This window comes from Zooshikella ganghwensis DSM 15267 (assembly GCF_000428585.1).
GTDB classification, from domain to species: domain Bacteria; phylum Pseudomonadota; class Gammaproteobacteria; order Pseudomonadales; family Zooshikellaceae; genus Zooshikella; species Zooshikella ganghwensis.
In genome coordinates this window covers 1-16897 of sequence record NZ_AUAF01000109.1, presented here as the reverse complement: position 1 = coordinate 16897, position 16897 = coordinate 1, and the positions used below count along the sequence as shown (strand labels likewise).

General features: G+C 40.9%; 12 protein-coding genes and 3 tRNA genes. 12 read left to right on the top strand and 3 right to left on the bottom strand.

Features of this window, described 5'->3' with window-relative positions:
- The first annotated feature begins 87 nt into the window (after positions 1 to 87).
- The 8 genes from F607_RS0118935 to F607_RS0118900 all read left to right on the top strand — a co-directional run bounded on the left by F607_RS0118935 (position 88) and on the right by F607_RS0118900 (position 7144).
- A complete protein-coding gene (locus tag F607_RS0118935; protein ID WP_027709344.1) occupies positions 88 to 279 on the top strand; it encodes a hypothetical protein in 192 nt (63 codons plus the stop codon).
- Between the two features lie 528 nt (positions 280 to 807).
- Complete coding sequence (locus tag F607_RS0118930; protein WP_027709343.1) at positions 808 to 1692, top strand: NAD(P)-dependent oxidoreductase; 885 nt, start codon at positions 808 to 810, stop codon at positions 1690 to 1692.
- A 287-nt stretch (positions 1693 to 1979) separates the two neighbouring features.
- Positions 1980 to 4583 (top strand): alanine--tRNA ligase, encoded by a 2604-nt coding sequence (gene alaS / locus F607_RS0118925; RefSeq protein WP_027709342.1) that lies wholly within the window; start codon positions 1980 to 1982, stop codon positions 4581 to 4583.
- 221 nt (positions 4584 to 4804) lie between these two features.
- A complete protein-coding gene (locus tag F607_RS0118920) occupies positions 4805 to 6040 on the top strand; it encodes an aspartate kinase (protein WP_027709341.1) in 1236 nt (411 codons plus the stop codon).
- 268 nt (positions 6041 to 6308) lie between these two features.
- Positions 6309 to 6503: a carbon storage regulator CsrA gene (gene csrA / locus F607_RS0118915; RefSeq protein WP_027709340.1), complete on the top strand. Its 195-nt coding sequence runs from the start codon at positions 6309 to 6311 to the stop codon at positions 6501 to 6503.
- Between the two features lie 63 nt (positions 6504 to 6566).
- Positions 6567 to 6657: transfer RNA gene (locus tag F607_RS0118910), tRNA-Ser, on the top strand.
- A gap of 168 nt (positions 6658 to 6825) precedes the next feature.
- Positions 6826 to 6902 (top strand) — tRNA-Arg (locus F607_RS0118905).
- 165 nt (positions 6903 to 7067) lie between these two features.
- A tRNA-Arg gene (locus tag F607_RS0118900) sits at positions 7068 to 7144 on the top strand.
- Between the two features lie 770 nt (positions 7145 to 7914).
- Here F607_RS0118900 and F607_RS0118895 read toward each other — a convergent pair.
- From F607_RS0118895 to F607_RS0118885, 3 genes are read right to left on the bottom strand one after another with little or no spacing between them, the layout of a single operon-like run.
- Positions 7915 to 10737, bottom strand: coding sequence for a P-loop NTPase fold protein (locus F607_RS0118895; RefSeq protein WP_027709339.1), 2823 nt, complete (start codon positions 10735 to 10737; stop codon positions 7915 to 7917).
- Between the two features lie 6 nt (positions 10738 to 10743).
- Positions 10744 to 11394 (bottom strand): chromosome partition protein MukE, encoded by a 651-nt coding sequence (locus F607_RS0118890; protein ID WP_027709338.1) that lies wholly within the window; start codon positions 11392 to 11394, stop codon positions 10744 to 10746.
- Positions 11387 to 12616, bottom strand: coding sequence for a pseudouridine synthase family protein (locus tag F607_RS0118885; RefSeq protein WP_157365533.1), 1230 nt, complete (start codon positions 12614 to 12616; stop codon positions 11387 to 11389). Before F607_RS0118885 ends, F607_RS0118890 begins: the two co-directional genes overlap by 8 nt.
- Positions 12617 to 12840: 224 nt before the next feature.
- Here F607_RS0118885 and F607_RS30545 point away from each other — a divergent pair, with 224 nt between their 5' ends.
- The 4 genes from F607_RS30545 to arsB all read left to right on the top strand — a co-directional run bounded on the left by F607_RS30545 (position 12841) and on the right by arsB (position 16668).
- Complete coding sequence (locus tag F607_RS30545; RefSeq protein ID WP_051311632.1) at positions 12841 to 14628, top strand: sensor domain-containing protein; 1788 nt, start codon at positions 12841 to 12843, stop codon at positions 14626 to 14628.
- 115 nt (positions 14629 to 14743) lie between these two features.
- Positions 14744 to 15076, top strand: coding sequence for a metalloregulator ArsR/SmtB family transcription factor (locus F607_RS0118875; protein ID WP_027709336.1), 333 nt, complete (start codon positions 14744 to 14746; stop codon positions 15074 to 15076).
- Between the two features lie 80 nt (positions 15077 to 15156).
- On the top strand, positions 15157 to 15630 hold the full coding sequence (locus F607_RS0118870; RefSeq protein ID WP_027709335.1) for an arsenate reductase ArsC: 474 nt from the start codon (positions 15157 to 15159) through the stop codon (positions 15628 to 15630).
- Positions 15631 to 15633: 3 nt separating this feature from the next.
- Positions 15634 to 16668 (top strand): ACR3 family arsenite efflux transporter, encoded by a 1035-nt coding sequence (gene arsB, locus F607_RS0118865; protein WP_027709334.1) that lies wholly within the window; start codon positions 15634 to 15636, stop codon positions 16666 to 16668.
- The last annotated feature ends 229 nt before the right edge of the window (positions 16669 to 16897 follow it).

Genomic DNA, 16897 nt, shown 5'->3' with positions numbered 1-16897 from the left:
CAATATACAGGATTCACCCACTGTTAGTCACGTAAAAAAGAAGCCACACATACTCATTTAAATGCTTCATTATCAGCACTTAATGTCTTGAAGTTAGAGGATCAGCTATTAAAAGGAAGTAATGATAGAACAGTAATTTCAATTGCCTCATGGAAACGTAAAAAATTTAATCAACACTTAATGGAAAAACTTTTTGACAAGTTAGGGTTAAGCTTAAGTATTCAAAAAGTCGCTCAAGTGTATAAACAGATGAGTGACTATGGGGCTATGGCTGCGTAAAAGTGTCTAGAGTATTGTTAGTAGATAATAAATTTAAAGAAGGTGAAAGTGTGTTGGTTTCTAATGCGCGTTCAACTGAAGTAAATGGTGAGTTGTTATAAATTCGATTTCTCTTTTCTAGATCAAAGAGTATTCGTGTTATAAATCCACTTTTATAAACCCAATTTGATATTGAATAAACATTGTAGATATTCCGATGCTCGTGCTGGCAAGTTAAAGGCTAGGTGAATCATGTTGAATTGTGGTTAGTTCCGTTATATAGGTTGTTAAGCCTATGATATAAAAAAGCCATGATATAAAAATAATGGCGTTACGCATGGACGACAACTTACAATGTAATCAAGCTTAACAATACTGCTTTTTTTCTAAGTTCTGACATGCTTGAGTGGACAAGCAAAGCATGGGTGCTTGTATGATATACAATAAAAAGCTACTTAAGCACAAAGTGTATAATATTGTGTGTGACACTTGTTGTGTTTTAAAAAAACGAGCTACGTCTTTCGTGGGGTATATAAAAGGGAGAAGTTTATGAAAGTTGCTTTTATTGGTCTAGGGGTAATGGGATACCCTATGGCTGGTCATTTACAAAAAGCGGGTCATCAGGTGTGTGTGTATAATCGCACGGCAGACAAGGCTATAGCGTGGTGTGAGCGCTATGGTGGGAAAAGTGCAAATACACCCGCTCTTGCAGCCAGTCATGCTGAAGTGGTGTTTGTTTGCGTTGGTAATGATGATGATTTACGTAGTGTGGTTTTAGGACAAGAAGGTATTTTAGCTGGAATGTCTGCTAATTCGGTGTTGGTTGATCATACTACAGTTTCGGCACATGTCTCTGAGGAAATTGCTGAAATTGCCGCTAAACAACAGGTGCATTTCTTAGACGCTCCGGTCTCAGGGGGACAACAAGGTGCGGAGCGTGGTGCATTAACCGTCATGGTTGGGGGAGAAGCTGATATCTTTAACCGTATTGAGTCAGTTATTTATTGTTATGCCCGTGCAGTTCGGCATATGGGGCCAGTAGGTGCTGGTCAAAAAACCAAAATGGTGAATCAAATTTGTATTGCGGGTTTAGTTCAAGGGTTGGCGGAGGGGCTACATTTTGCTAAAGCCAGTGGTTTAGATCCTGAGGCTGTCGTTGATGTAATTAGCAAAGGTGCGGCTCAATCATGGCAAATGGATAACCGGCATAAGTCGATGCTTGCGGGTGACTACAATCATGGTTTTGCTGTGGATTGGATGCGCAAGGATTTATCGATTGTATTAGATGAAGCACGGCAAAATGGTGCTCACTTACCTGTTACTGCTTTAGTTGATCAATTTTATGCGGCTGTTCAGCAAATTGGTGGGAGTCGTTGGGATACGTCTAGCTTGCTTGCGTTATTAGAAATCAGTGCTCAGGTTAAGAAAGACTAGCTGCGATTGTTTAAAAGCGTTTATCGATACAAAATTAAACAACTATCTTGGGTGAAACATTCACCCAAATCATTATATAATCCGCGCTTTTGTGCGCGAAAATGTGTTGTTCTGTGGCATCGCGTTGGCAGTCCCCGCTGATAGGTTCTTGAGCAGACCCTTTTCAGGTCTTTTGGCTGACAGCTGCGGGGCAACAGAATGACACGCTGTCTGAAACGGTTTCACCAACGCTAAGTGATTCGTGAAGACTTAAACAGGTTGCAAATTAGCCCTGATGGAATGCATCTATGAAGAGTTCAGAAATACGTACAGCTTTTTTAAATTTCTTTAAGCGCCATGGTCATGAAATTGTGCCTAGCAGCTCATTAATACCTGCGGATGACCCAACACTATTGTTTACCAATGCAGGTATGAATCAGTTTAAAGATGTATTCCTGGGCAGAGAAAAAAGAACCTACACGCGAGCAACCTCATCACAGCGCTGTGTTCGAGCCGGAGGTAAACATAATGACCTGGAAAATGTGGGGTATACCGCTCGGCACCACACTTTTTTTGAAATGCTGGGTAACTTTAGCTTTGGCGATTACTTTAAGCGAGATGCTATTAAATTTGCTTGGACATTTTTGACTGAGGAGCTGAAGCTCCCTGCAGAAAAGCTATGGGTAACGGTTTATAAGGATGATAAAGAAGCAGAAGACATTTGGTTTAATGAGGTGGGAATTGATCAAGCCCGTTTTTCCCGTTTAGGTGAAAAAGACAATTTCTGGTCGATGGGCGATACGGGACCCTGTGGTCCTTGCACAGAGATTTTTTATGATCATGGACCTGATGTCGCTGGAGATCCTCCAGGTGGACCGAATGATGATGGCGATCGTTATATCGAAATTTGGAATTTGGTATTCATGCAGTTTAATCGCCAAGCCAGTGGTGAGCTAGAGCCTCTGCCTAAACCTTCAGTCGACACGGGGATGGGATTAGAGCGGATTGCTGCGGTTTTGCAAAATGTTCACAACAACTATGATATTGATTTGTTTCAGCACATACTGCAGAAGGCGTCTGATATTTTGGGCGGTGTTGCATTAAATAATACTTCATTACGTGTTATTGCTGACCATATTCGATCCTGTTCGTTTATTATTGCGGATGGTGTTATTCCTTCAAATGAAGGGCGTGGATACACCTTACGCCGTATTATCCGTCGTGCGATTCGACATGGTAATAAGTTGGGTGCAACAGAGTCTTTCTTTTATAAATTAGTAGCGGCGCTTGTTGAGGTAATGGGCGAAGCTTACCCTGAATTAGTAACAGCTCAAGCAGGTATTGAGCGTACTTTATTAAGAGAAGAAGAACAGTTTGCTCGTACATTAGATAAAGGTATGCGTGTACTGGAAGAGGCTATTGCTAATCTGTCGGGTAATGAAGTTTCTGGTCATACCATTTTTACCCTTTATGATACCTATGGTTTTCCGGTTGATTTAACCAATGATATTGCTCGTGAACGGAACCTGACATTGGATCTTACAGGCTATGAGCAGGAAATGGAAAAACAACGGGAGGCAGGCAGAAAGCATAATAAGTTTGGGACTGATTATAACAATGTGCTCGATATTAAAGGCGCTAGTGCATTTACTGGCTATGATCGAGTTACTGACCAAGCTGAAATTACAGGTTTATTTATCAATGGTGAGCCTGTAGAAGAGATTAAAATCGGTGAGCAGGGTGTTATTGTATTAGAAGAAACACCATTTTATGCAGAGTCTGGTGGTCAGGTAGGTGATACTGGGCTTTTGCAGTGGCAAAATGGCAAGTTTCAGGTTAACGATACGCAAAAACAAGGCGAAAACCACATTCATTTAGGCCAGGTTCTGGAAGGTACATTTACAGTAGGTCAAAAAGTAAATGCCTTGGTGGACCAAGATGAGCGTCTTGCAACAGCACAAAATCACTCTGCTACGCACTTATTACATGCAGCACTCCGTAAAGTGCTCGGTGAACATGTCACTCAAAAAGGCTCATTGGTGGATCATGAGCGTTTACGGTTTGATTTCTCTCATACTGAAGCTGTAAATGCAAAGCAGTTAGCTGAAATTCAACGTATGGTTAATGAGCAAATCAAAGCCAACACCCCAGTTCAAACAACGGTGACCGATATCGACAGCGCTAAAAAAATGGGTGCAATGGCGTTATTTGGTGAAAAGTATGGCGAACAGGTTCGTGTACTTGCCATGGGACAGTCGCATTTTTCCGTGGAGCTATGTGGTGGTACCCACGTTAAGCAAACAGGTGATATTGGTGCCCTTATTATTGTGCAGGAAACAGGTATTGCTGCAGGTGTTCGTCGTATTGAAGCTATTTCTGGTTTACAGGCACTAAACTGGATTGAACAGAGTGAACAGCTGATTGGGCAAGCTTCAAACCTATTGAAAGCTTCGCGCGAAACATTGCTGGATAAGCTAGGTGCAGTTTTAGAACGTAACCGGTCACTGGAAAAGCAGGTTGAACAGTTGCAACAAAAGCTAGCTTCTGCTGCGGGTAGCGATTTATTGAGTCAGGTTAAAACGGTGGCTGGTGTAAAACTGTTAGCTGCTGAAGTCCCTGGAATTGATGCTAAAGCGATGCGTGACACCATTGATCAGCTGAAAAATAAAATGGGGTCAGGCGTCGTGGTCTTGGGCACTAAGATCAGTGAAGAAAAAGTGGCTTTAGCCGCAGGTGTAACCAAGGACCTTACTAATCAGGTTAAAGCTGGGGATATTTTGCGCTATGTAGCAGGTTTGGTAGGTGGTAAAGCGGGTGGTCGTCCTGACTTTGCACAAGGTGGGGGAACTGAGCCAGCTAAGCTCGCAACTGCCGTTGCATCGGTAACTACTTGGCTTGAAGAGAATGCGTAATCCATAACTTTATGGGATTACTTAGATGAGTTAGTAAAAATACTGACTCATCAGTTTGCAAGCGCAGGCAAATAATGTTTAATTATTGCTCTTTTTTGTAACGCAGCCTCGTTAGTTCATCTTAAGCGCTAACGAACCACATAGTGATGGCCTACAAATAGATAGTCTGTAGGTTGAGTGTGGAGTAGCTGTATCATGGCATCAGTGGCAGCAAGTGGAATATGGCACTAATAGTACAGAAGTTTGGTGGAACTTCAGTTGGCTCCTTGGAGCGAATCCAAGCAGTTGCTGACAAAGTTAAGAAGTTCAGGGATAAGGGCGATGATGTGGTCGTAGTGGTTTCAGCCATGAGTGGTGAAACTAACCGGCTTATTGATATGGCCAAGCAAATGCAAGTTAAACCTACCGCACGAGAGCTGGATGTATTGCTCTCAACGGGAGAGATGGTCACCATCTCGTTACTTGCTATGGCGCTTAATGAGTGTGGTTGTCCTGCTCGCTCTTATACCGGTGGGCAAGTGGCGATTAAGACCAATAATGCTCATAACAAAGCACGCATCGAGCATATAGATGTAGAGAAGGTTCAAGCAGACCTCAACGCCGGACGGGTTGTTGTGGTTGCTGGTTTTCAGGGTATTGATCCTCATGGGGCTATTACCACGCTTGGCCGAGGTGGTTCGGATACTACAGCCGTTGCGTTGGCTGCAGCACTTAAAGCAGATGAATGCCAAATTTATACTGATGTTGATGGCGTTTACACTACTGATCCCCGTGTTGTGGATAATGCTCGGCGCCTCCCCAAAATCACTTTTGAAGAAATGCTGGAAATGGCCAGCTTAGGTTCAAAGGTGCTACAGATTAGATCTGTAGAGTTTGCTGGGAAATATAATGTTCCCCTCCGAGTACTGCACAGTTTTCAAGAAGGTCCTGGCACACTAATCACTTACGAGGAAAACGACTCAATGGAGCAACCATTAATTTCCGGCATTGCTTTTAATCGAGATGAAGCGAAATTAACAGTAAAAGGTGTTTCTGATACACCAGGTGTTGCGTATCAAATTCTGGGGCCCATTTCTGCCGCTAATATTGAAGTGGACATGATTATCCAGAATGTCTCTGATGATAAGACAACAGATTTTACCTTTACTGTTCATCGTAATGATTATCAGCAAGCATTGGATATTTTGGAAAAAACGGCTGCAGAGTTAAATGCCCGAGAAGTTGAAGGTGACAATAAAATTGCCAAAGTGTCGATTGTTGGGGTTGGAATGCGTTCTCATGCTGGGGTTGCCTCCACGATGTTTGAAGCTCTGGCAAAAGAGGGCATTAATATACAAGTGATTTCAACCTCTGAAATAAAGGTCTCAGTAGTGATTGCAGAAAAGTACCTTGAGCTAGCGGTACGAGCTTTGCATTCAACTTTTGAACTAGATCAAGTGCCTGGTGATGAGGAATGAAGGCCGTAAGTGTTTAGTGAAAATACGCATAGAATCAGCTTATCCAGTAGTTACACTATTACGATAACCAAAAGTATCTATTTTTAAGCTTTTTATGCGTTGTGGTTAGCGGTTTAACTGCAAATTTGCTTAACTTTTTGATAATGGGTTGTTAGGCGTTTTTTAGGGATCACGGACAACACTATCAGGTATGCATTGGTTTTTGATTATTAGGCATACCTTGAATTGATGGATTTGTTGCTGGATCTCTCTTTTTAAGGAGATAGTAATGCTGATTTTAACTCGCCGAGTAGGTGAAACTTTAATGGTTGGTGATGACGTTACAGTGACAGTGCTGGGCGTTAAAGGTAACCAGGTGCGGATTGGTGTAAATGCACCTAAAGAAGTTGCGGTTCACCGTGAAGAGATCTATCAACGGATTCAAAAGGAAAAAGAAGAAAAATTAAACAGCGTAAATACTTAAGTACTTTTTTTAAAAAAGTACTTGGAATTTCGCGCGAATCTGTTACTATTTCGCGCGTCTTCCGGAGAGATGGCCGAGTGGCTGAAGGCGCTCCCCTGCTAAGGGAGTATACGTTAATCGCGTATCGAGGGTTCGAATCCCTCTCTCTCCGCCAGATTCGGTTGAAGTAATTATTATAGTGTCGGGTTGTTTTATTTAAATAGACAATCTAATACCAGCCAATTAGGTGTATTTAGTTTAGGTATTTTATTTAAAGCCTGAGCAAAAATAGATTGACCTAAACGACGTAAATCACTATATTACGCAACCCGAAAGCAGACGGGCGTCCGTAGCTCAGCTGGATAGAGTACCTGGCTACGAACCAGGCGGTCGGAGGTTCGAATCCTCCCGGACGCGCCATATATTAAGAACCTGCACATAAAAGCAGGTTTTTTTATTAATGCTTTTGATGATTGTGGACCTTACTTTTGATTTAGCATCACTAAGTAAGTTAAATAGCTGAAAGTAAACAATTTTTAGTTGACTAAAAGGTCCAAAGTCATTATAGTTCACGAAATAAAATACGCGTCCGTAGCTCAGCTGGATAGAGTACCTGGCTACGAACCAGGCGGTCGGAGGTTCGAATCCTCCCGGACGCGCCATATCAAAAAGCCACCCACTAGGGTGGCTTTTTTTATGTGTTGTATTTTTTTACGACACTCGTTCCTATTTGCTCGTTCTTTCGAGTAATACCTAAATTTTCTTCATGCACTTTCTGATACAAAAAAGTAAACAATTAGCACTGCTCTCGTTGTCTAATGTACAAAGTGTGTAAAAACGACAGTTAGTGGCCTAACTGATTGAATTAGCAGGAGTTTGTAATCTTTAATAAAGTGCTGATTAAAAAATGCTCAATCTGTGGTAGATGCTATAACTATGTGTATCTTGGCTGGTTAATCAGGTATTATTCACAAAGTTATCCACAGTTTTTGTGGGTAACCTTATGTTGATCTTTAAGTAACAATTGTCAGTGATTTTAACAATGAAAAGTGTTAACGATTGAACAAGCGTGCTTAATGGAAAAACCTTTAAAAATAGTATATTGAAGAAAAATTTTGCCCGATACTAAAACAGCTACGCTAAAAAATCATTTATTTAAAATGTCAATCATTATTGTTTTTTTGTCGCAATAAATAATGACTTTCAACAGATTTATTCACAGGCTTCATATCGCTCTGTCAAGCTGTGAATAGAAAATTGATTCAAACATTTGTTTTATGGTAGGGAAAGGCAATACTTATTAGTTTTACAGGTATTGTTTAATAAAAAACTGAAGTCTGGCGCTAGCAACATGAGAAGATGCTAGCGACCGACAAGGTAGGAATAGCAGTTAAATCAACGGTGAATCAATGTATGTCCTGTTGGTACATACTTAAGAGATAGCAAGATCATTTTCGTGGGTTTTTGGGATCAATTGTATCCAGCTTTCAGGTTTAACCACTAATGCTTGCTGACGTTTAACGCCGCTATGGGCTTTTACTACATCAATACCATAGTGTGCCAAGTCAACGACATAAACAGATGTTAGTAGTGGGGTGAACCCTAGCGCGCGAGCACTATCAAGTAGCTCTCGCGCATTGGCAGCATCAACACTGGCTATTTCATCAATGGTAAACAGTAAGCGTTGCTGTTGAGCCTGGAGGCTTTCACTCATCATATGGCGAATCAGGTACATCAATGTTAAGAGCTTTAAGGTACTGCGTGTACCTGTAGAACCTGCATCATCGATTTTGTCATAGCGTTTAATCTCACCTTGTTGATCCTCAACTTCAAATGCTACTGTAAATAAATCACCTAAACTAAGTGACGTATGAATACGTGTAGCAATGATTTCTGCAGAATTCATTGCGCGCTCTTCATCAATTGCAACAGGGTCAAAATTAAGTAAGTGATTTTGTCCTTCTTCAATTAAGTGGCCTGTTTCAACAATATATTTAATGGCATTAAATACTTCTTCAACCGGCTGAAGTAAAATTCGAAACTGTTTTAAGTTAGATACCGTTCGTTGCGCAATTGATTTATTAAATTGGGTGATTTCCCGCTCTAACCTGAGGTAGTCACTGAGAAAGTCATTAAGCACACTGCTTAACTGTAAAATTGCACTTTTTTTGTACTGGCTTAACATGGTTTCGGTTTCGGGCAGTGCTTCCCAGGCTTCTAAAATATAGTGGCAGGATGCCATTAAATCGGAGCATTGCTCTGCCGCTCGATAGCCTTTATCTCGAATATCCCTATAGATTAGCTCCATTTGGGTGGTTGTTTCTTGTGCTTGACGCCAGTGGCGTTGGTAGGTTTTTATTTTATCAAGCAGCGGCATTGATGAATAATCAACATCAATTTGACCGTTATTTGGCCAGCTGATCGCAGGGGGTTGTAGTTGTCCGTATAACTCTTCAACCTGTTTACGCTCTGCCAGTAATTTGCTGTGAGCTTCAATTGTTTCGCGGTGGTTCGCGGCAAGGTTTTCTTGTTGTAAGCGAAATGTATTGATTTCTTCTGCTGTATTTTTTATAGCCGCTTTAATTTCAGAAAGACTGGACTGCCAGGTATCAAACTCAGGTAAACTGGCTTGATAACGATTAAATGCTTCCAGTTCCCGCTCTTTTTGTTGTAGCTGACGATTTGTTTCTTTTAATTCACTGCGAATATCAGACTCATCCAGTAGTGCACTTAAACGTTGATCAAGCTCTTCTAGTTTTATCAGGGCTTCCTGTAACTCAGTTTCGAGTGCTTGTTTATCAATAGTTAACTGCTGATGAGGAGCTGTTAGTTGATTGAAGTCTATCTCAAGACCAAAAGCTTTAAGGACGCCTTGCTCGTTAATATCATGAGTCAGGTCAGTTAGTAAGGCTTGAATAGCTTCATCTGAAGTAATTTGAATGGCGGAGTCATCATCATTTATTGGTAAACGAAGCAAATCATCACTAATGAGCTTAACAAGATGTAGTGCTTTTTCTGGAGGAAGTTTTGAGGTGATGTAATTATAAAAGGTTTCATTGGCTGCAAGCGTTTGTTCCAGCTTACGGACTATTTTTTCCTGAGCTTGCATCTGTCGACGTAAGCTGGCTTCAGTCCCTCCTAAAGAGGCTACACCAAGTTGGTTATTGAGCTTTATTTGGCGTGCTTTTAAATTGTCAATTTCAGCGTTTAGCTGCTCGGGATTATAGAGCTCCAGATTATTAAACTGCTCAGCTTCTCGCTGGTGACGCCGAATATTTTCTTCTAAAATTGCTTCTTGACGTAACAGATTGTCATGTGTTTTGCGTGCTTGATCCTCCTGGCATTTAAAATGATTCGACTGCTTTTGGGCATCAGCCAGCTGTAATTCAAGACGGTTTATGTCTTCGTCAACCATGGACTTCCAACGGGTATATTCGCTGTTTATGGCACCTTCAAGGCCAAATACCACGGCTGTTGCTTTATCTCGCTGAAAGCACTTAGCGCTGAGTGCTTCAATTTGCTCTGATGAAGCTTTTAAAGCATCGTATTCTTTTTTCAGTCGATAATACTCGGCAAATACCTCTTCTTTTTTTTGTTGAAAATTAAGCGAGGTATGATTCATATCGGTTGAGGATAACTTATGGGAAAACACATCCAGAATAGATTGTTTAATCATGGATGCATTAATTTCTGACTGTGTTATCAGGCTGACAAAGAGGCTTTTAAAGACCTGATAGCGGCGACTTCCTCCGACAGGTACTAAGTCTAGTGAAAAACCACATTTGCTCTGCCCACCACTAATTAAGCTTTCAACTTCTTGGGGGTCTAAGGTAGTGACTTTTAACCCAGATTGACTAAGACGTTTTTTGATATCGCTAAAAGTCAGAGCACGTTGCTCAGAAAAAAAGACACTGGTGTCTAACTGGCCAGGATAAATAAAATGTTGATAACGATAACCACTGGCTGGGCCTTTACCGGCAATGCCTAATACATAACTGCCATGAACGGTTGTTATTTCGCTTAAAATAAAGCTGGCTTCATGAGGGAAATAAAACTTTCGGGTAGCTTCTTTGCTGTATTTTTCAAAGCGACTGCCCACCATAGAAGGTAAAAAGAAAAATTGTAGGGCATTAATGGCTGTTGATTTACCACGATTATTTGAACCAAAAAATGAAACACTTTCATGGAGAGGTATTTCACCGAAAGCATAGGTTCCAGAGTTAATCATAACCAGCTTTTGCATACCATACTGCATAGTGAATTAATCCTCTTGGCTCTCGGTTAGTGCGTTATCAATCGGCTGTTCATTTGATTCCTCTGATGGTGCCGTGTGTTTGTCTGTTGCTTGCTGGTTAGCTATAGCTTCAGTTGCGGCAAGAAAGCGCTCAATGGGCTTACAGAATTTAACATGAGTATCATTAATAATTTGGCAAAAGCCTCGTTTACTCATCCATTCCAGTAAATTGGTGAGGTCTTGAGAGGCTACCATATCAGCTTGGGTATACAAATCTTTAAAACATTCCTGGGTTTTTTCAAAAAGGCTTAATTCAATTTGTTGGTCTTGAATCATTGATGATGGATCAAAATTATTATCTTGTAAGTAATCAACTAACGTGAAAATCAGTAAAGCGATTTTTCTGGAAGTTGACATGCTATTGGAGGTAACACTGTCGGGGTAGCGAAAATAAAAAAATCCTTCAGCGTTATACACTAATTCGTAACCTAATAGGTTAAATAAAACTTCGTAACTAGCTGCGTGATTTTCTAGCTCTTTATATAACGCATAATGCTCTAGTGCATCGACAGCAATATGCACACCTTCTCTTAATTTCGTGTAGATCAGTTTGGCATTGGGCAATTGCTTAGTGAGTTGATCATCAAGCACAAGTGGGGCTGGTGTAATATCATTCATGAGAACTGTGTTCCAAACTGCGGCATTGCATATGAATGTGGTGAGTATTAGTTTCGTATTGGCTTTGTTGGCCAAGCATTATACTGAATTGCTCTGACTCATTCGTTAGCCGTATAAAGTACTCTAAAGCCAAGCGTGTATCTAAATCTGGGAAGTGAGTTAACAACCACGTCATACAATCATCAATAGGGGCATCATTAATGGCTTGTGTTTGTACCTGCTTAAAGGTGATCGGGATTTGGGCCGTTGCTGTATCATCTGGCACTTCAGGAATATCAACTGCTGGTGGTTCAAAGTCGGTTAGTTGTGATAGATAGGCCAAAATACTATGGTCGCTTTCCATTATGGAAGGGCGATTGCGGCCAATGAGCGCAACCTGGTTAGGTGTTGTCGCATATTTAAACTTATGTTGACGTATTTCGGCAATAGCCATGGATGCGCCTCTTGCCAGAATGGAGTTACGGCGTTGGCGGCGATAAATGGGTTCGAGTAAGCGTTGGCAGCGGGCAATGCTAAATCTTAAGCCAGAACGAAGGTCCAATAAGCGATAATGAAGTTTTTGTAGTTGACGTAAATGTTGGCAGCCCATTTTCTGTTGAACGTCATCCATGTATTGTAACAGTAGTGTTTCAGTTTGTTTTAAAGCCTGTTCATAGTCGCCTTGAGTATCCAGCATTTCAGTACTGGGCTGAATATAATGCTCCCAGGCATCCAGTGCTTGAGCATAACGGCCTTTGAGTGATTGGCTATCTGTTGCAGTATTCTTGGTGGTCTCAATGATGCGCATAATGGCTTGTTCATTACGTTGTAACTGTCGGTGAACGCCACGAAAACGTCGATCTAATTGACTGATATAACGCTGTACTAATTGACTATCTTGAAAGGCAAAACTTTGACCTAAATTGCGTGTTAGTCTTGTTAACTCATGTATTTCCGCTTTTAGGGTTGCAGCTAAGGCAAGCTGCTCCTGGTCAGTCAGCAGCTCTATCATGTCCAGAATATAAGGGTTGAGATCAAATAAGTACTCTGCTCTGGGGACAGGTAATAAGACTTCTCGCTGTAAGAGGTCTGTTAATAAGGGTTGCAGGTTGTCGTACTGCTCCCAGTCATCGGTAGCAACACTTCGCGCTACATCCATGAAGTCGTGGGTATTGAAACTCATTGAGCCAAAGCGCTGATGTAAGGCGATGACTAAATCAATATGTCTCAGCAAATATTTCAAAAAATTCTTGACATAAAGCACTAGAAACTAGCCCCTGCAGATGAATCACGAGGGCATAATTTAGCAAAAATAGTGCGATGACAGTATAGGTAAGAGAGTCACTTCGATGAAAAATTATACAAACGGAAGTCTTTCACTATACTTCAGTAAGAGTGATAACCTTTGGAAAAATGAAGGTTTAATCTGGTTTTTCAGATAAGCACTTCTGCTCGACAGGAAGTTGTATGACTGAATCCCTATATTCTACAGCGGATGCTACTGCTACTTCGTTAGCTCACACCAGCGATTTAAATTATGTGACGCCTTTTTTACCATATTTATTGACAGCAACCGATGATGGGATTGTGGTCATAAATATTAAAGGTGAAATCTTTTTTGTAAACTATCGTGCTAAAGCACTGCTGGGTTGGCGGGCAGAATGTCAGTTAATCCAAAGTTATTGGTCAAAGTTACCTCAAACCCAGGAAGCTTTTTCTACCTTTGTCTTGCATTATGCGCATCAGTCTCCAGCCCAATATGAGTTGACGGTGGATGATAGTGAGGGTAGGGAGCGGGTAATTTCATTACAGTTTGCCCAGCAAGAGATGTTTTTTTTGGTGATGGTCAAGGACTTGACTGAACAAAAGCAGTCTGCTGAGTTGCTTTATGACCTTTCCCAGTTTGACTGTTTAACGCGGCTAGCCAATCGCTCTACTTTTCAAGAGTGTTTACATAAAGCTGTGGTGAGAGGTCAGCACTGGCAACGTAAACTGGCTTTGTTGCTGATTGATTTAGATCGATTTAAAAATATCAATGATACCTTAGGGCACAGTATTGGTGATGAGCTTTTACAACAAGTTGCTATTAGATTACAGCAATGCGTTCGGCGTAGAGATACAGTCGCTCGACTGGGTGGAGATGAGTTTGCTGTTATTTTAGAAAATATTTATGACCAAAATGATGCTGCGCTTGTCGCTGACAAGATTATATCAGGTTTGGGTCAACCCTTTGAGCTGCAGGGTAGACAGTTATTTGTATCCGCCAGCATCGGTATTACGGTTATGGACAGCTTGCATGCTGATACAGAAACAATGATAAAGCAAGCCGATATTGCTATGTATCGTGTTAAAGATCAGGGTAAAAATCATTACCAGTTTTATGACTCAAATATGAGTGCGCTGGCGGAGTATCGCATCCACCTTGAAACAAGCTTATATCGGGCTTTACATGAGCAACAGTTATTGTTGCATTATCAACCACAAGTTGATGTACAAACAGGTGATATTATTGGCTTAGAAGCTTTAATACGTTGGCAGCACCCTCAAGAGGGGATTATAGGCCCTAATACTTTTATCCCTTTACTTGAGGAAACGGGGTTAATAATGCCTGTGGGGGAGTGGGCTTTGTATAGTGCCTGTGCTCAGCGCCAGCAATGGTATCAGCAACGTAATTTACCACCTTATACCAGTATTTCCGTTAATTTATCTGTACGTCAGTTGTTAAGTGGTAATATTGTCCACACGGTAAAAAAAGTATTAAGTGTCACTGGTTTAGCACCTCAACTCCTTGATTTAGAAATAACAGAAAGCATGTTAATGGAGGACATTAAATTTGCTATTCAAGAGTTAGGGCATTTAAAAAAGCTGGGGGTGTCAATTAGTATGGATGACTTCGGAACAGGTTATTCTTCGTTAAGCTATCTTAAAAAACTGCCTATTGATACTGTTAAAATCGATCGCTCTTTTATTGAAGATTTACCGAATGACGTTGATGCCGCAAGCATTGTCCGGGCAATCATTGGATTAGCGCATAGCCTGGGGCTTAATGTCATTGCCGAAGGTGTGGAAAACGAGCGTGCTTTGGCTTTTCTTAAATCTTTAGGCTGTGATTATTGTCAGGGCTATTTATTTTCGCCTCCATTGGTTGCTGATGAATTATTGATAAAATTTAATAAACTTAAACACCAGGCCTTTATTGAAAGTTCTCTTTCTACCTTTCATCATTACCATCCAACGTTTTTACAACATAGTTAGAAATAAACCTACATATTTACTACGGCTCGTTTTATGAGGCTTGACAGTTTGATGTTGAGTTTGTATATATGGATATGCGTATGTTGTTATTTTTGAAGATAAGGAGTTACAAACATTGCTCAATGTCGTTCAATTTTTTAAATGTCTATCTGATGAAACCCGAATGAACATCACACTGTTAGTTCATCAACAACGTGAGCTTTGTGTTTGTGAGTTAGTGGCTGCAATGGATGTCAGCCAGCCCAAAATTTCAAGGCATTTGGCACAACTTCGCAATTACAACATATTAATCGATGAACGTCGTGGTCAATGGGTGTTTTATTCTCTGCATCCTTCTTTGCCTCGTTGGGTTACACCTATACTTGAGCAGGCTTGTGAGGCACAAGTGGATGTCTTAGGTAAATATCAGCACCAATTAAAAACTATGGAAAATCGACCTACTTGTTGAGCTAAATAGTTTGCAAGATTGTTTAGGTTACTGTGAACCTAAAAATGAATAACGTTGGGTATATGAATAGGAATCTGGGAATGCAGCTGCTCTATATTTGTACACATAACCGCTGTCGCAGTATTTTATGTGAGGCAATTACAAATCACTTTGCTCAAGGCCGAATAGTAGCTTATAGCGCAGGCAGTCAACCTGTTGGACATATTCATCCATTAACCCTTAACTATCTTCAGGCTCGGGGCATGAGTACGAAAGGGTTGCAGAGTCAATCTTGGGATGATTATGAGGTGAAAAAGCCCGAGGTGATTATTACTGTGTGTGATAGTGCAGCGAATGAGGTATGTCCAACCTGGTTTGGAGATGCCGTTAAAGTGCATTGGGGTTTACCTGACCCATCCAAGCTGAAAGGTGACGAGAACGCTCAAAAAGAAGCTTTTTTTACGGTAATGGATACCCTTGAACAACGGGTGCAGAAAATGCTGGCATTAGACTTGGAAACGCTTTCGCCTTCAGCATTAAAAGAAGCACTACAGAGTATCGCGAAAGAGGTTTAATGCATGAGCTTTTTCGAACGCTTTCTTACACTGTGGGTGGGACTTTGTATTTTTACTGGTGTTTTATTAGGTAATTTATTACCTAGCGTGTTTCAATGGTTTGCGGCACTGGAAGTTGCACACGTAAATATACCCGTTGCGCTGTTTATTTGGGTAATGATTTATCCGATGATGATTCAGGTGGATTTTTCTTCGATTAAACATATTGGCAAAAAACCAAAAGGATTATTGCTAACGTTAGTGATTAACTGGCTTATTAAACCATTTACGATGGCTGCGTTAGGGTGGCTTTTTTTCCGTTTGATTTTTGCTAACTGGGTTACTCCCGAAACGGCGACTGAATATATTGCGGGAATGATTTTATTAGGCGTGGCGCCGTGTACTGCAATGGTTTTTGTTTGGAGTCAACTGACCAAAGGTGATGCAAATTACACATTAGTACAGGTATCCGTTAATGACATTATTATGATCTTTGCCTTTGCACCAATCGCTGCATTTTTATTGGGGGTGAGTGATGTGACGGTGCCTTGGGAAACATTGATTTTATCTGTGGTTCTCTATGTGGTGATGCCACTTTTTGCAGGAATATTGACACGTAGCGTACTGGATGCAAAGGGCGATCATCGTCGTTTGAATCAATTTATTCATGGGCTTAAACCGGTATCAATTGTGGGTCTCCTGGCGACGGTAGTTTTACTCTTTGGTTTTCAGGCTGAAACAATTACCGAGCAGCCACTAGCCATTGTATTAATTTCGATACCTTTGTTATTGCAAACCTATGGAATTTTTGCGATTGCTTATGGTGCTGCAAAAATCATAAAGCTTCCTCATAATATTGCTGCGCCCGCTTGTATGATTGGTACGTCAAATTTCTTTGAGTTAGCAGTGGCTGTAGCAATTTCGCTATTTGGTTTGCAGTCAGGAGCAGCACTGGCAACAGTAGTGGGTGTTTTGGTTGAAGTGCCTGTCATGCTTTCTTTAGTGGCATTTGCTAACAGAACACGCCACTGGTTTAACTATAGTGAAGCGGTTTCATAACAGTGATATTCAAATAGTGTTAACAGGCCCTAAGTAAATTTATCCCAGTCATTTATTTCAAGGCTCTATATGGATTCCTAGGGGGTAGCATATAATACAACCAAAGATGTATTATGCACGTCTATTTGGGTAAATTAAGTCAGTAATAAGCAAAGAATGATCAATATCAAACAACTGGTAAATGATGAGCAATGCTACCAGTTTATTCGTCAGAGACGTTGGCCTGATG

Bases quoted from the DNA above. Each gene is read 5' to 3' on its own strand.
- F607_RS0118930 (WP_027709343.1), top strand. From the start codon at position 808: ATGAAAGTTGCTTTTATTGGTCTAGGGGTAATGGGATACCCTATGGCT.
- alaS (WP_027709342.1), top strand. From the start codon at position 1,980: ATGAAGAGTTCAGAAATACGTACAGCTTTTTTAAATTTCTTTAAGCGC.
- F607_RS0118920 (WP_027709341.1), top strand. From the start codon at position 4,805: ATGGCACTAATAGTACAGAAGTTTGGTGGAACTTCAGTTGGCTCCTTG.
- csrA (WP_027709340.1), top strand. From the start codon at position 6,309: ATGCTGATTTTAACTCGCCGAGTAGGTGAAACTTTAATGGTTGGTGAT.
- F607_RS0118895 (WP_027709339.1), bottom strand. From the start codon at position 10,737: ATGCAGTATGGTATGCAAAAGCTGGTTATGATTAACTCTGGAACCTAT.
- F607_RS0118890 (WP_027709338.1), bottom strand. From the start codon at position 11,394: ATGAATGATATTACACCAGCCCCACTTGTGCTTGATGATCAACTCACT.
- F607_RS30545 (WP_051311632.1), top strand. From the start codon at position 12,841: ATGACTGAATCCCTATATTCTACAGCGGATGCTACTGCTACTTCGTTA.
- F607_RS0118870 (WP_027709335.1), top strand. From the start codon at position 15,157: ATGCAGCTGCTCTATATTTGTACACATAACCGCTGTCGCAGTATTTTA.
- arsB (WP_027709334.1), top strand. From the start codon at position 15,634: ATGAGCTTTTTCGAACGCTTTCTTACACTGTGGGTGGGACTTTGTATT.